Genomic DNA, 14,226 nt, shown 5'->3' with positions numbered 1-14,226 from the left:
ATGAAAGGAAGCGCTTACTTGGTTCACGAGCCTAACAACTGGGGACGATTCGGCCCAGACGATCAGCGCGGCACTCTGAACCTCCTCACCCCGGCCGTCGTCCTCGACGCCCTGCGTGCCGCCACCACCGGCGAGGTGCTCAGCCTGGCCATGCCGATCAGGGGCGCCACCTCCTCGCCCGCCCCCACGACCGTGCCGCACCTGCGCGGCCGTCCGCTGCCGCAGCACTTCATGTCCGTGGACGGCGGCGACTACGCGGCCGGCGCCCGGCCCATCGGCGAGGGCCTGTGCGTGGCCGACGACGCGCTCGTCGTCACCCCGCACGGCACCACGACCCACATGGACGCGCTGTGCCACATGTGGTCCGGTGACCAGGTCTACAACGGCCATCCGGCGGCCAGGGTCCGTTCCTACGGCGCCACCAGGTGCGGCATCGAGCAGGTGGGCGGCGTGGTGGCCAGGGGAGTGCTGTTCGACGTGCCCCGGCGGCTCGGCATCGACCACCTGCCCGCGGACTTCCGGATCTCCGCCGGACTGCTGGAGGAGATCGCCGCGCCGCGGCCGGGGGACGTGGCGGTGATCCGTACCGGGTGGCCGCTGGTGTGGGAGCGGTCGAAGGAGGAGTACTGGTCCGGTCAGCCTGGTCTGTCGGCCGACGCGGGCCGCTGGCTGGCGGCCCGCGACGTGTCCGTGGTGGCCTGCGACAACGCGGCGATCGGCGGCCTCAACGTCCGGGGGCTCGCCGACGAGACCCTCGCCGACGACCTGCATCTCATCCTCCTGCACCGGCACGGCATCCACCTGATCGAGATGCTCTGGCTGGAGGAGCTGGGGGCGGCCGGACGTACGGAGTTCGTCTTCATGGTGGCGCCGCTCAGGATCGAGGGTGGCACGGGAAGCCCGGTGACGCCGCTGGCCATCCTGTGAGATTCGCGCCCTTCCGCCGTGACCGTGCTCGCGGCCGTACCGGGCCTGGAGCGGATCAGGACCAGGCGACCGGCAGACTCTTGACCCCGTACACCGCGGCGTCGTGGTTCAGCGGCACCTCGGTGGCGGGGACGGCCAGCCGCAGGTCCGGGAAGCGCTCGAACAGCGCCCGGTAGCCGATGCGCAGCTCGATCCTGGCCAGCTGCTGCCCGAGGCACTGGTGCACGCCGTGCCCGAAGGACAGGTGGCGGCGCGCCTCGGGGCGGTCGAGGACGAGCTCGTCCGGATCCGTGAAGACGGCCGGGTCCCGGTTGACCATCGGCAGTGACAGCGCCACCGTCTCACCCTTCCTGACCAGCACGTCACCCACTTCGACGTCCTCCAGCGCGGCCCGCGAGGGGGCGCCGAGGTGCACGATCGACAACCGGCGCAGCAGCTCCTCCTCGCCGCCCTCCTCGTACGGCCTGCCCGCCTCCAGCAGCGCGAACGTGCCGAGCGCCAGCATGTTCGCGGTGGTCTCGTGGCCCGCGACGAGCAGGATCATCGCGGCGTTGGTCAGCTCCTCGTCGGTGAGCTCGCCGGTCAGGCCGCTGATGAGGTCGTCGCCGGGCTCGGCCCGCCTGCGGCGCACCAGCTCGCCCAGATAGGCGGCCAGGTCGCCTGCCGCCCTCGCCACGTCGCCGCCCGCCCCGACGATCTGGAGGCTGCGGTCCTGGAAGAACTCGTGGTCCTCATAGGGCACGCCGAGCAACTCGCAGATGACCATCGAGGGGATCGGCAACGCGTACGCCGTCACGAGATCCGCGGGTGGGCCGGCCGCGACCATGGCGTCGAGGTGGTCGGCGGCGATCCGCTCGATGCGCGGCTCCAGAACGCGCATCCTGCGCACGGTGAACTGGCCCGTGAGCAGGCGGCGGTAGCGCGTGTGCCCAGGTGGGTCGGTGGCCGCGAAGAAGCCGGGCGGGGCCGGGCTTCCGGGCCCGCCGGGCATCGTGGAGCGCACGGCGACGTGCTTGAGCTCGGTGCGCGCGCTGAAGCGCGGATCGCCGAGCACCGTGCGGGCCGCCTCCAGCGTGGTGGCCAGCCAGCCCAGATGGCCGTCGGCGAACTCCAGGCGGCTCATCGGCGGCAGGCCTTGGAGGCCGGGCGGGGGATCGAAGGGGCACTTCGGGTCTCGTTCGATGGGAAGTCTCATAATTATGAGAGTAAACTCCTAAATCGGAGTCGCATAGCGAAAAGATGTGATCTCTCGTGAGTGGACGGAGGGGCCCGTACCGCCGAGAATGCGTTGTCATGAGCGATCGACCCGGGCTGCGGGAGCGGAAGAAGGCCAAGACCAGGGCGCTGATCCAGAAGGAGGCGCTGCGGTTGTTCCGCGAACAGGGCTACACCGCGACGACGGTCGAGCAGATCGCGGAGGCGGCGGAGGTGGCGCCCAGCACCGTGTTCCGCTATTTCCCGACGAAGGAGGACCTGGTGCTGGTCGACCAGTTCCCGCCCTTCGTCGAGGCGCTCAGGGCGGCGCCGTCCGAGCTCAACCCCGTGCAGGCCGTACGCGTCGCGATGCTCGAGGTGATGGCCGCGCAGACGGCCGAGGAGCGAGCCGACAGCGTGGAGCGTGAGATGCTCATGCTCACGGTCCCCGAGTTGTGGGCGGCGAGCCTGGAGAACATCCGCGGCGTCATCACGACCATGCGGGACGAACTGGCCGTGCGCGAGGGCCGTGACCCCGGCGATCCGGAGATCCGCAACGTCACCGGGGCGATCGCGGGCGTGATGGTCGCGCTCTGGTTCGACTGGGTGAAGAATCCCTCGATCGATGCCGTCGGCGACTTCGGCAAGGCCCTCGCCCACCTGGACGCGGGCCTGCCGATCAGCAGAGAGTGATCAGAGACCGGGATAGTTGCCGCCGCCGTGGGCGGTGTCCAGGGCGTCGTAGTCCGGAGTGAAGCCGCGCTTGGGGATCGTGTCCACGAACGCGACCTCCCTGGGCTTCTTGTACGACGCCAGTTGCGTCTTGACGTGCTCGATCAGGTCGTCCTGCGTGGCGGCGGCGTCCGGCTTCAGCGCCACCACGGCCTTGACCGCCTGGTGCCAGGCCGGGTCCGGGACGCCGATCACCGCGGCGTCGGCCACGGCGGGGTGGGACTTGAGTACGCGTTCGACCTCGGCCGGGTAGATGTTCTCCGCCCCGGACTTGATCATGCGAAGTTTGGGGCCGATGAACGTGATCGTGCCGTCGGGCTCGCGGCGGCCGAGGTCGCCGGTGTGATGCCAGCCGTTCCGGAACTTCGCCTCATTTAAGTCGGGTCGGGCGAAATATCCGGAAAATAGGGACTTGCCGCGTGCGCAGATCTCGCCCACCTCGCCCGGCGGCAGCTCGGCGTCGTCCGGGCCCAGGATGCGTACCTGGACCAGCGGCGACGGCCGCCCCGCGAACCCGGCCCCGCCCTCGGCGAGCCCGAGGAACGTGAGCATGCCGCCCACCTCGGTCTGCCCGTACCCGCCCATCTTGGACCGGCACCACGGCGAGTCGTCCACCGTGATCATCTCGTCCCACTCGGCCGAGTGGGCGACGAACCTGAGCGAGGACAGGTCGTACTTGCCGCCCGCGTTCGCCTTCACCACCGCGTCGATCATCTGCCCGAACAGGAACGCCTGCGTCACCCGCTCGGCGTCGATCAGCCGGCAGACCTCCTCCGCGTCGAAGGCGGGGGTGAAGACGTTGGCGCCGCCGATCTGGAGGGTGGCCAGGCAGAACATCATCGTGCCGACGTGGAAGAGCGGCCCGTTGTTGAGGAAGGTGAAGCCGGGCTCCATCTGGCGGACGACGAGGAGCGAGGTGCTGTGGGCGATCAGGGCGGCGCTGCTGAGCAGGGCCGCGTTGGGGCGGCCGTCGAAGGCGGCGGTGTAGAGGGCCAGGACCGGCTCCGCGTCGGCGACCTGCGGGAACTCCCTGATGGAGCCGCTCGCCACCAGCTGCTCGTAGTCCTCGCCCGCCTGAACCCAGACCGCCGTACGCGTCGCGCCGGACTGCGCCTGGAGGGAGGTGACGGTGTCCGAGGGCTCCCAGACGACTGCCGCCGGGCTGAGGTCGTTCAGGACGAAACGCAGCTCGTCCTCCGACTGCCGCCAGTTGGCCGGACAGAAGATCGCGCCGAGCCGTGAGCAGGCCAGCAGCAGCTCCAGCACCGCGTACGCGTTCTGCCCGAGCCACACCACCCGGTCGCCGGTGGAGACCCCGCGGCTGGACAAGGCGTCGGCCAGCCGCGTCACCCGGGCGTCCAGCTCCGGGTACGTGAGCCGCACGTCCCCGTCCACGACGGCCGTCACCTGGGGGCGGCTGCGGGCGTGGTCGGCGAGGACGTCTGAGAGGGACAGGCTGTGGATCATCTTCCGTCTCCAAAGGCCGGCATGACTTCGGTCGCGAAGAAGCGCATGACCCGCTTCATCTCCTCCAGCGGCATCGGGCGGGTGCTGCCGAAGTCGCACAGGAGGTTCGTGAAGCCGGCGTCTTCGAGCAGCGAGATCTGCTCGACGACGCGGGCCGGGTCCCCGATGACCTCCAGCTGCTCCCACCGGAAGTCGGCCGACACCGAGCCGCCCTTGAGATAACGATCCTGGTAGTACTCGAAGCCCTGGGCGGCCTTGCCGGTCTTGGAGTCGATGGGGGCGCTCTTCTCGTTGAAGATGCGCGAGCGGTCGAACGACGCCTCGAACCTGGCCTGGTCCTCGCGGGCCTGCTCCAGGGTCGGGGCGACGTACACGCTGCGCGCCACCACCAGCTCGGCCCCCGGCGGATGCCCGGCCTGCGCGGCCGTCTCCCGCCAGGTCTCGGCCGCCTTGACGACCTTGCGGAACGTGTTCGCGGGATCGGCCAGGATGGGCAGGCCGCGCTCGGCGTACATGGTCACGGTCTCGGGGGAGACGGCCGCCACGTGCAGCGGCGGGTAGGGGGTCTGCAGCGGCCTGGGCACGAGCGAGACCTCGGCGCCGGTCTTGTAGAACTTCCCCTCGTGCTGGTACGCCTCCTGTGTCCAGAGCCCGACGATCACCTCCAGGGCCTCGTTGAACCGGTCACGAGCCTCCGCCAGGTCGATCCCGAACCCCTCGAACTCGAAGCTCTGGTATCCGCGCCCGATCCCCAGGTCCAGCCGCCCGCCGGACAGCACGTCGACCTGCGCGGCCTCCTCGGCCACGTGGATCGGGTTGTGCAGGGGCAGCACCACGATGCCCGTGCCCAGCCTGAGGCGGGAGGTGCGGGCGGCGGCGTGGGCGAGCATGGTGAAGAGGTTGGGGACGACGCCGTAGTCGCGGAAGTGGTGCTCGGCCAGCCGTACCCCGTCGAACCCCAGCTCCTCGGCCAGCTCGATGAGCTCCAGGTGATAGTCGTAGACGTCCTTGAAGCTCTGGCCGTCGAAACGGTGGAAGAGGTGGAAGGTCGAGAACTTCATGCGGCGGCCCCTCAGAGGTAAACCAAGCGCTCGCTTGGGAGCGTACCACGCCCACCCGGGAGAGCCCCAGACCAAACCAAGGCCTTCCGTAAGGGGCGAGATGATGGAGTCTCGTGTTCCCGTACCTGACCCGTACCTCTTCGGGCCGGAGTGGGCACTCGGTCTCATCGTGTGCGACTGGCACGGCCAGACCGTCTACGCCCACGACGGCAGCACGGTCGGCCGGAGCGCCCGCCTGCGGATTCTGCCGGACTCGAACATCGGCTGATCGCTCCCGCCTCGCATCCGCGCGCGTCAAGATGTACTGCCGAAACCGGGGCGCGTATGCGACAAAGGGGGCATGCTGGGCCTCATGCGAGTGATCCAAGCCGTCGCCGGCGCGGTCGTCAGCATCGTCCTGCTGTTTCTCATCGGCTGGCCGGGGGAGACCATCGTGAGGGTGGCAGGCCATCCGTCGCCGTGGAATCCGCCGGGACGCGGAACCCCTCCCATCGACGTTCTGGGCAAGGCGGACACGTACGGTCAGATCTTCGGCGACGTGCAGGTGGTCCGTCGCGGGAACGGAGTGGCCGCCGTACGGCTCGCCGACGGCATCGACAGCTGGGTGTACCAGCATCGCTGGGACGATGAGCTGGGGCCGCACCTACGCGTGGACGATCGGTACTACGCGGTCGTCTGGCGGGACGGCCGGGTCACGCTCATCGACGTGCCGGCCGGTCGCATCGCCTGGCGCGCCGACATGTCTGACGGGCCGCTCGCACGCGCCCACCGGGCATCCGATGAGGAAAGGGTGACGCGCTGGGAGCTGTCCGTCGCCCGCCATGGCTCCACGCCCGTCTTGGTGGTCCTGCACGATGGCCGGATCGATGCCCTGGACAGCCGTACCGGCGCGATCCGATGGTCCTACCAGGCGCCGTCCTGCGGTCCCATCAAAAGGGCCGAGAGCGTGGGCGGCGCCGTGCTCGTCCATCCCAGGTGCGAAGGCCAGTCGGCGAGCGTCGTGCTGAGCTCCGACGATGGGAGGCTGCTGCGGAGGTTCAACGATGACGAGCTGTACGAGGGCACGGCGATCGGCACGGATCGCCTGGCGACGGTGGACGCCGGCGACCTTGTCGTGCGCAGGGTCGCGGACGGGAAGATCCTCTGGCGCGCCCCGTTGACGTCTCATACGGACGGCGCTTGGTACGCCTTAGGTGTCGCAGGTGATCTGCTGACGGTGCGCACCGGAACGGCGGTCGTCGCCCACCGCGTCGCCGACGGCCGCATCGCTTGGCGCCACCCCGTGAGCGGCAGAGATGCGTGGGACGACTACGTGGGCGACGACGGGGACCTGCCCACGGTGTTTGGAACCGTCCTGACGGACGGCGTGCACACCTACGCAGCGGACGACCCGCGGACGCTCGTCAAGTTCGACGCCCGCACGGGACGTGTCATCGATCGCCACCGCTTCGACGAAGGGCTCGACCTGGAAGGGATGCGGGACGGTCTGGCGGTGATCCGCGTGGGCGACTCCAGGTTGATGATCGACTGACTTCATCCGCCGCCGCGTCCGGGACGGGACCGGGCTCCTAGGCGAGCGCCGTGATCAGGCCGATCGTCAGGGCCGTGCGTTCGGGGATCTGGTCGACCAGGACGTGCTCGTGGCGGGCGTGCGCCCCGTCGCCGACCGCCCCCATGCCGTCCAGCACCGCCCGCCCCAGCCCCGAGATGAAGTTCCCGTCGCTGGCGCCCCCCACCGACGCCTCGTCCAGCAGCCACCCGAACCCGGCGGCCACTTCCTGCGCCTCCTTGAACAGCCGCTGCGAGGCCGGATTCGGGATCATCGGGGGCCGGTTCCACTCGCCGGTGACGGAGATCGTGATGCGCGGGTCGGAGGCCCGCAGGCCGGCGAAGACGTCGTCGATGCGCCCCATCTCCGCGGGATCGGTGACCCGCACGTCGACACCGCAGCTGGCGTGCCCGGCCGCCACATTGCGCCCGGTCCCGCCGCTGATCAGCCCGACGTTCACAGTGGTGCCGCGCTCCCGCGAGGCGGCCCCGGCCAGGGTGGTGACGATCTCGGCGAGCGCGTGGACGGCGCTCGCCCCCGCGTACGGATCCAGCCCCGCGTGCGCTTCCACCCCGGTCACGCGCACGTTGAACAGCCCCACCCCCTTCCGCGCGGTCTTCAGCGCGCCGTCGAGGGACGCCTCGAACACCAGGCTGGCCAGCACGTCCGAGCTGGCCGCCTCGATGTGCTCGCGCGAGGCCGGGCTGCCGATCTCCTCATCCCCGTTGAACAGGAACCGCACGCTCGGATGCGGCAGCCCCAGCTCCCTCAGCCCGCGCAGCGCCCAGATCGACTGAACCATGCCGGCTTTCATGTCGAACACGCCGGGCCCGGTGACCTTGCCCTCCACCACCGTGAACGGCCACCCCGCCAGTGTCCCCGTCGGCCAGACCGTGTCGTAGTGGCTCAGCATGAGCATCGTCCCCGGCGCGGTGCCCTGATAGGTCAGCTCCAGGACGTCGCCGTACTGGCCGCAGTCGTGCAGGACCTCCTCGTCCGGTGTCCCGAGCAGATCGACGGCCCGGGCGCGGATCGCGCGCAGTCCCCTGACCAGCATGGCCTTGTCGTAGCTGTGGGTTTCCAGCTCCACCACGGCCTTGAGGTCGGCGAGCATGGCCGGGAGGGCCTGCCGGGTCCAGTCGGTGATCAACACGGGAATCCTTCCAGAAATCAGGGAACGGGCGCTCCGGGGCCGAGCGGGATGCCGAGCCACCAGAACACGAAGAACAGCAGCGTCCAGACGACGAGGAGGGTGAACGCGATGGGGATGGTCATCGAGGCGAGCGTGCCGATCCCGGCCTCGCGGCGGTAGCGCTGCAGGAAGCCCAGCGCCATCACGAAGTACGGGCTCATCGGCGTGATCGCGTTGGTGCAGGAGTCGGCGATGCGGTAGAGGGCCTGGGTGTACTCCGGCGGGATGTTCACCAGCATCAGCATCGGCACGAACACCGGACCCACCAGCGCCCACTGGGCCGAGCCGCTGGTCACGATCAGGTTGATCAAGGTGACCACGAGCAGGATGCCCAGGAACACCACGGGCCCGCTCACCCCGGCCGACTTGAGCAGCGCGGCCCCGTTGATCGCGATGATCTCGCCGATGCCGGTCCACTTGAACAAGGCCAGGAACTGCGAGATCGCGAAGAACAGCACGAGGATCGGCGCCATCTCGCGCAGCCCGTGCGCCATGAACGCGGGAATGTCCCTGCTGCCGGTGACCGTGCCGGCGGCCCGTCCGTACGCCCAGCCCACGGTCAGGAACGCCAGCGCGAGGAAGACCGCGATCGAGGTGAGCAACGGCGACTGCACGAGGCTGCCGCCCTCGCCGCGCAGCGGCGACCCGGAGGGGAGCACTGCCGCCACCAGCGCGATCACGAACACCACGAGCGCGATCAGCGCGGCGCGCAGCCCCCGGCGCTCCTGAACGCTCAGCTCCAGCGAACCGAGATCGGACTCGTCGGCGTCGGGATCGACCGGCATCGACTCGACCCGCTTCGCCAGCACCCGCTCGGTCACCAGCGTGACGGCCGCGGCCAGCACCAGGGAAGAGGCGAGCGAGAAGAAGTAGTTGGCCAGCGGCGTCACGACGTAGGAGGGGTCGACGGTGTGCGCGGCGGCGGTGGTGAGCCCCGACAGGATGGCGTCGACCGGGGTGATCAGCGGGCTGGCGTCGTAGCCGGCCGAGATCGACACGAACGCCACCACGATGCCCAGGATCGGACTGCGCCCCACCGCCCGGAAGGCCAGCGCGCCGAGCGGGATGAGCACGACGTACGCCGCGTCGGAGGCCACGTGCGCCACCATGCCGGTGAACGCCAGCGCGAACGTCACCCACTTCGGCGGAACCCTGGCTACCCCGGAGCGCAGCACGGCGGCCAGCAGCCCGGAGCGCTCGGCCACCGCGACGCCGAGCATGACGATCAGGATCGTGCCCAGCGGGGGGAATGACGTGTAGTTCTCGATCGCGTCGCCGACCATCGTCCGCACGCCCTCGGCGGACAGCAGGTTCTTGGCCACGACCGTCTTGCCGGTCGCCGGGTTGACCGCGGACACCCCGGCCGCGGCCAGCCCCCAGCTGACCAGGCCGAGTAACGCGCTAAGGATGACGAACAGCCAGAACGGATGAGGCAGTTTGTTGCCGAGACGCTCGATCCCGCCCAGCACCCGGAGCAGACCGTTCAAAGCGCGCGAGCCCGCCGCAGACTGGGACGTGGTCACCGGCCCGCCTCCTTTCCGCATTACGGTCACCCATTACATGCGGTTGGGAAGCTTTCTGACAAGTCGGGTCGAAGGCTCAGGCGGCCGGCGCGGGCTCGCGCAGCGGCAGGCGTACCTCGAACCAGGTGTCCCCAGGGACCGAGCGGACCTTGATCTCACCACCGTGCCGACCGGCCACGATGCGGTAGGAGATGTCGAGTCCGAGCCCCGTGCCCTGGCCCACGGTCTTGGTGGTGAAGAACGGCTCGAAGATCCGGTCTTTGATCGCGTCCGGCACGCCGGAACCGGTGTCGCCGATCTCGATGATCGCCTCGTCCTCGTCGTGCGCGGTGCGGATCGTCAGAGTCCCCGTCTCGCCCATCGCGTCCAGGGCGTTGTGGATGAGGTTCGTCCACACCTGGTTGAGCTCGCCCGCGTAGCAGGGGATGGCGGGCAGCGTGCGGTCGTAGTCGGTGACCACGGTGATGCCCGGCCGGATCTTGCCCTTGAAGATCGCGACCGTGCTGTCGAGCAGGTCGTGCACGTCCACCTGCTGGAACGGGGCACGGTCCATCTGGGAGTACTGCTTGGCCGAGCGGATCAGCGTGGTGATGCGCTCGGTCGCCTCGGTCACCTCGTTCAGCATCTGCGAGATCTCGATCGCCTCGGCCAGCCAGCGCAGCGCCGCCGGGGCGTGGTCCTCGCCGACCTTGGTGCGGACCTTGCCCAGGTTCTCGGTGGAGAACCCGGCGTTGACCAGCGCGGGAGCCAGGTCCCACGCGTCCTCCACGCCCAGCTCCTCCAGCGCCTCGCCGAGCTCGTCCTCGGCGTCGGAGATCTCCAGTGGGGAGCGCTGCGGCTGCTTGCCGAGGTTGCTCGTGCACGCCTCCTGCCACTCGATCATCGTGCGCAGCTTCTCCGGCGGGATGCCGTCCTCGGCCAGCTGGGCGAGCTGGAGGCGGGAGGTCTTGATGAGCGAGCGCAGCTCGCCCACCGCCCGTACGGCGGCCGCGGCCGGGTTGTTGAGCTCGTGTGTGAGCCCGGCGGTGATCGTGCCGAGCGCGGTGAGCCGCTGCCGCCGGTCGATCATCTCGCGCTGCAGGCGCCCGCCCGACACCATGCCGTCGAGCAGGTGCATCGCCATCGGGAACCACTCGGTCACGATGTAGGCGAACTTCTTGGCCTGCAGCAGGAAGATCCGCGACGGCGCGGTCGCGCGCAAGGTGTGCTGGTAGGTCTGCGGCGCCCGGTCCCCGAGGTAGGCCGAGGTGGCGCCGCCGTACACGCCGGGCTGGGAGGTGCGGGGCATCGCGACGGTGCCGGCGCTCACCGTCTCGTTGATCATCTGCACCTCGCCCTCGATCAGCACCGCGAAGCACTCGGCCGGCTCGCCCTGGCAGACGATGTCCTCCCCGGCCTGGAACGTCCGCACCCGGCCACTGCCGGCCAGCTTGGTGAGCTGCTCGTCGGTCAGCCGCTCGAACAGGAAGAGTTTGCGCAGCTCGTCGATGTCGACTTCAGTGCCGGTGATGTTGTCCGTCATTGCTTCTCCAGGTAACGGTGCACGAGCGCGACGGCCATCGCGCCCTCCCCGACGGCGGAGGCCACCCTCTTGATCGAGTCCGCGCGCACGTCACCCGCGGCCAGCACCCCGGGCACGTTGGTCTCCAGGTAGTACGGCTCGCGCCGCAGCGGCCAGTTACGCGGCCGCCGCCCGCCCTGGACCAGGTCGGGGCCCGTCAGGACGAACCCCCTCGCGTCCCGCTCGATCGTCTCGCCCAGCCAGGAGGTGTACGGCTCCGCGCCGATGAACACGAACAGCCACTGGGCGTCGACCGTACGCTCCTCGCCCTTGGTCGACAGCGTCAGCCGCTCCAGGTGACCGGTGCCGCCACCGCCGACGACCTCCGTCTGGAGGTGCACGTCGATGTTGGGGATCGCGGCGATCTGCTCGATGAGGTAGTGAGACATGGACTTCTCCAAACCATCACTCCTCACCAACAAGTGGACCTTGCTCGCGAATCCCGACAGGTAAACGGCCGCCTGTCCCGCCGAGTTGGCCGCGCCCACGATGTGCACCTCGGTGTCCTGGCACGCCGGCGCCTCGGTCAGCGCCGCGCCGTAGAAGACGCCCCGGCTGACGAACTCGTCCAGGCCGGGCGCCTCCAGCCGGCGGTAGGTGACGCCGGTCGCCAGGATCACCGCGTGCGCCGCGATCTCCCCGCCGTCCTTGAACCCGATCACCCGGGCCTGGCCGCGCGGCTCCAGCATGGTCACCTTCCGCGCGGTCAGCAGCTCGGCCCCGAACTTCAGCGCCTGCCTGCGTGCCCGGTCGGCCAGTTGCTGGCCCGAGACGCCGTCGGGGAAGCCCAGATAGTTCTCGATCCTGGAGCTCTGCCCCGCCTGCCCGCCCGAGGCGTGCGCCTCGACCAGCACCGTGTTGAGTCCTTCCGAGGCGCCGTAGACGGCCGCGCCGAGCCCGGCCGGGCCGCCGCCGACCACGATCAGGTCGTAGAAGTCGGTGGCCGGGGTCCTCGACAGCCCCACCGCCGTGGCCAGCGTGGCCTGGTCGGGCGACTCCAGCGTGGTGCCGTCGGCGGTCACCACCAAGGGCAGGTGGCAACCCTCGCCCGCGGCCTTCACCAGCTGCGCGCCGTGCGGGTCCTCCGACAACATCCACTGGTACGGCACATGGTTGCGGGCCAGGAAGTCGCGCACCGCGTACGACTGCGCCGACCACCGGTCGCCCACCACCCGCAGCTCCGACCGCTCGATCCGCTCGGTACGCAGCCACGCGTCGAGCTGCCCGTCGATGACCGGGTAGAACTTCTCCTCCGGCGGATCCCACGGCTTCAGCAGATAGTGGTCCAGATCCACCACATTGATCGCCTGGATCGCCGCGTCCGTGTCGGCGTAGGCGGTCAGCAGCACGCGCCGCGCGTACGGATACATGTCCATGGCGGCCTCGAGGAACTGCACCCCGTTCATCTGCGGCATGCGGTAGTCGGCCAGGATGGCCGCCACGTCGTCGCCGCGCAGCCGCATCTCCCTGACCGCCTCGATGCCGTCGCCGGCCGTCTCGGCGCGAACAATCCGGTATTCCTGGCCATAGCGGCGTCGTAGGTCGCGAGCAACCGCTCGCGAGACGCCCGGGTCGTCGTCCACCGTCACGATGACCGGCTTGTCCATGCCCCCTACCTTCTCCCAATGGGTCTCTACTCGCAGCATGTCATGCGCGGGAAACCAGCGAGCATCCGCTCATATCATGAGCGGATGCGCACGCGCGATCGCATCATCGAGGCCGCCGAGCAGGCTCTTCACGAGTTCGGCATCGTGGGGGCGACGACCAAGCGGATCGCGCGGCAGGCCGGCTGCTCCGAGGCCCTGCTGTACAAACACTTCCCCGGCAAGGAGGCGCTCTTCCTCGCGGTGCTGCTGGAACGGATGCCCGCGCTCGGCCCCGCGCTGGCACGGCTCCGGAAGGGCGTGGGGCAGGGCGACGTGGCGGCCAACCTCACCGACTTCACGGTCGCGGCCGTCGAGTTCTACACCAGGGCGGCGGGCATCGCCTCGGGCCTGCTCGCCGACCCCTCGCTCCTGGCGGGCTTCAGGAGCATGCTCGCCGAGATCGGCACGGGCCCGCACACGCCGATCATGGTGCTGGCCGAGATCATCAAAGCCGAGCAGGCCGCCGGCAGGATCGACGCGGACATGGATCCGCAGGCCGCCGCCGCGATGCTGATGGGCGCCTGCTTCCACCGGGCGAACCTGTCCCACTTCGCCGACCCGCCCGACGACGACCGGACCTGGGCGGCCGGGATCGTGGGCACCCTCCTCAGGCGATGACGTGGCTCTCGCCGCCGTCAACCAGCATCGAGATCCCGGTCACGAACGACGCCCGCTCGCTGGCCAGGAACGCCACCACGTCCCCCACCTCCTCCGCGCGCCCGATGCGGCCGACCGGCACTCCCCGGCCCCGCGCCGCCAGCGCCTCCTCGCCGCCCGCCAGCTCCCTCAGCCGCTCGGTGTCGATGGGCCCCGGCATCACGTTGTTGACCAGCACGCCGTCGCCGCCGACCTCCCTGGCCAGCGTGCGGACGACCCCGGCCACGGCCGAGCGGGTGGCGTTGGACAGCGCCAGGCCGTCCAGCGCCTCGCGGGCCGACCTGCTGGTGATCGTCACGATCCGGCCCCAGCCGCGCGAGCGCATCTCGGGCAGCACGGCGTGGATCAGGCGTACGGTGCCGAGCAGGTTGCGCTGGACGGCCACGTCCCAGTCGGCCAGGGTCGCCTCGTCGAAGCGCCCGGCCGGCGGCCCGCCCGCGTTGGCCACGAGGATGTCGATGGGGCCGAGCACGCTGCGCGTCTCCTCGACGACCCGCCGCGCCGCGGTCGGGTCCTCCACGTCGGCCAGCACCGCGTGCACGACCTTGCCGTATTCCTGCAGCTCCACCACCGCGTCGGCGAGCTTCTCCGGATTGCGGGCGGTGACGCAAACGTCGCAGCCCTCCCGCGCCAGGCTCTTGGCCGCGGCCAGTCCGATGCCCGCGCTGCCTCCGGTGACGAGGGCGACCTTGCCCGAGATGCCGAGATCCATAGGCG

Annotated in this window: 13 protein-coding genes; 5 read left to right on the top strand and 8 right to left on the bottom strand. The window is 70.0% G+C overall.

The features are described from left to right. Positions 1-18 precede the first annotated feature (18 nt). Positions 19-927: a cyclase family protein gene (locus ACIBX3_RS45305; protein WP_397126838.1), complete on the top strand. Its 909-nt coding sequence runs from the start codon at positions 19-21 to the stop codon at positions 925-927. Positions 928-982: 55 nt separating this feature from the next. On the opposite strand, the gene ACIBX3_RS45300 is transcribed toward ACIBX3_RS45305, so the two are convergent. Next, positions 983-2,122, bottom strand: a complete 1,140-nt coding sequence (locus ACIBX3_RS45300) for a cytochrome P450 (RefSeq protein ID WP_397126837.1) — start codon at positions 2,120-2,122, stop codon at positions 983-985. A gap of 98 nt (positions 2,123-2,220) precedes the next feature. Here ACIBX3_RS45300 and ACIBX3_RS45295 point away from each other — a divergent pair, with 98 nt between their 5' ends. Continuing rightward, a complete protein-coding gene (locus ACIBX3_RS45295) occupies positions 2,221-2,814 on the top strand; it encodes a TetR/AcrR family transcriptional regulator (protein WP_397126836.1) in 594 nt (197 codons plus the stop codon). On the opposite strand, the gene ACIBX3_RS45290 is transcribed toward ACIBX3_RS45295, so the two are convergent. Next, positions 2,815-4,320 (bottom strand): AMP-binding protein, encoded by a 1,506-nt coding sequence (locus ACIBX3_RS45290; RefSeq protein ID WP_397126835.1) that lies wholly within the window; start codon positions 4,318-4,320, stop codon positions 2,815-2,817. Next, complete coding sequence (locus ACIBX3_RS45285) at positions 4,317-5,381, bottom strand: LLM class flavin-dependent oxidoreductase (protein ID WP_397126834.1); 1,065 nt, start codon at positions 5,379-5,381, stop codon at positions 4,317-4,319. The genes ACIBX3_RS45290 and ACIBX3_RS45285 overlap by 4 nt, the downstream gene beginning before the upstream one ends. Positions 5,382-5,481: 100 nt before the next feature. Between ACIBX3_RS45285 and ACIBX3_RS45280 the strand changes: the two genes are divergently transcribed. Together ACIBX3_RS45280 and ACIBX3_RS45275 are read left to right on the top strand one after the other, a co-directional pair. After that, positions 5,482-5,649: a hypothetical protein gene (locus ACIBX3_RS45280; RefSeq protein WP_397126833.1), complete on the top strand. Its 168-nt coding sequence runs from the start codon at positions 5,482-5,484 to the stop codon at positions 5,647-5,649. 84 nt (positions 5,650-5,733) lie between these two features. After that, on the top strand, positions 5,734-6,912 hold the full coding sequence (locus ACIBX3_RS45275; RefSeq protein WP_397126832.1) for a PQQ-binding-like beta-propeller repeat protein: 1,179 nt from the start codon (positions 5,734-5,736) through the stop codon (positions 6,910-6,912). 37 nt (positions 6,913-6,949) lie between these two features. Here ACIBX3_RS45275 and ACIBX3_RS45270 read toward each other — a convergent pair whose 3' ends face one another. From ACIBX3_RS45270 to ACIBX3_RS45255, 4 genes are all read right to left on the bottom strand, one after another. Further along, positions 6,950-8,083, bottom strand: a complete 1,134-nt coding sequence (locus ACIBX3_RS45270; protein ID WP_397126831.1) for a M20 family metallopeptidase — start codon at positions 8,081-8,083, stop codon at positions 6,950-6,952. A 17-nt stretch (positions 8,084-8,100) separates the two neighbouring features. Beyond that, complete coding sequence (locus tag ACIBX3_RS45265; protein WP_397126830.1) at positions 8,101-9,645, bottom strand: AbgT family transporter; 1,545 nt, start codon at positions 9,643-9,645, stop codon at positions 8,101-8,103. Positions 9,646-9,721: 76 nt separating this feature from the next. Further along, positions 9,722-11,167: an ATP-binding protein gene (locus ACIBX3_RS45260; protein WP_397126829.1), complete on the bottom strand. Its 1,446-nt coding sequence runs from the start codon at positions 11,165-11,167 to the stop codon at positions 9,722-9,724. Further along, positions 11,164-12,813: an FAD-dependent oxidoreductase gene (locus tag ACIBX3_RS45255; protein WP_397126828.1), complete on the bottom strand. Its 1,650-nt coding sequence runs from the start codon at positions 12,811-12,813 to the stop codon at positions 11,164-11,166. The genes ACIBX3_RS45260 and ACIBX3_RS45255 overlap by 4 nt, the downstream gene beginning before the upstream one ends. Before the next feature lie 84 nt (positions 12,814-12,897). Between ACIBX3_RS45255 and ACIBX3_RS45250 the strand changes: the two genes are divergently transcribed. Then, a complete protein-coding gene (locus tag ACIBX3_RS45250; RefSeq protein WP_397126827.1) occupies positions 12,898-13,470 on the top strand; it encodes a TetR/AcrR family transcriptional regulator in 573 nt (190 codons plus the stop codon). Here ACIBX3_RS45250 and ACIBX3_RS45245 read toward each other — a convergent pair. After that, positions 13,460-14,221: an SDR family oxidoreductase gene (locus ACIBX3_RS45245; RefSeq protein ID WP_397126826.1), complete on the bottom strand. Its 762-nt coding sequence runs from the start codon at positions 14,219-14,221 to the stop codon at positions 13,460-13,462. The two genes, ACIBX3_RS45250 and ACIBX3_RS45245, sit on opposite strands and share 11 nt — an antisense overlap. Positions 14,222-14,226: the final 5 nt, after the last annotated feature.

Source organism: Nonomuraea sp. NPDC049480 (assembly GCF_044465905.1).
Classification (GTDB): Bacteria; Actinomycetota; Actinomycetes; order Streptosporangiales; family Streptosporangiaceae; genus Nonomuraea.
The sequence above is the reverse complement of the archived record's forward strand: the minus strand, read 5'-3'. Positions and strand labels throughout refer to the sequence as shown.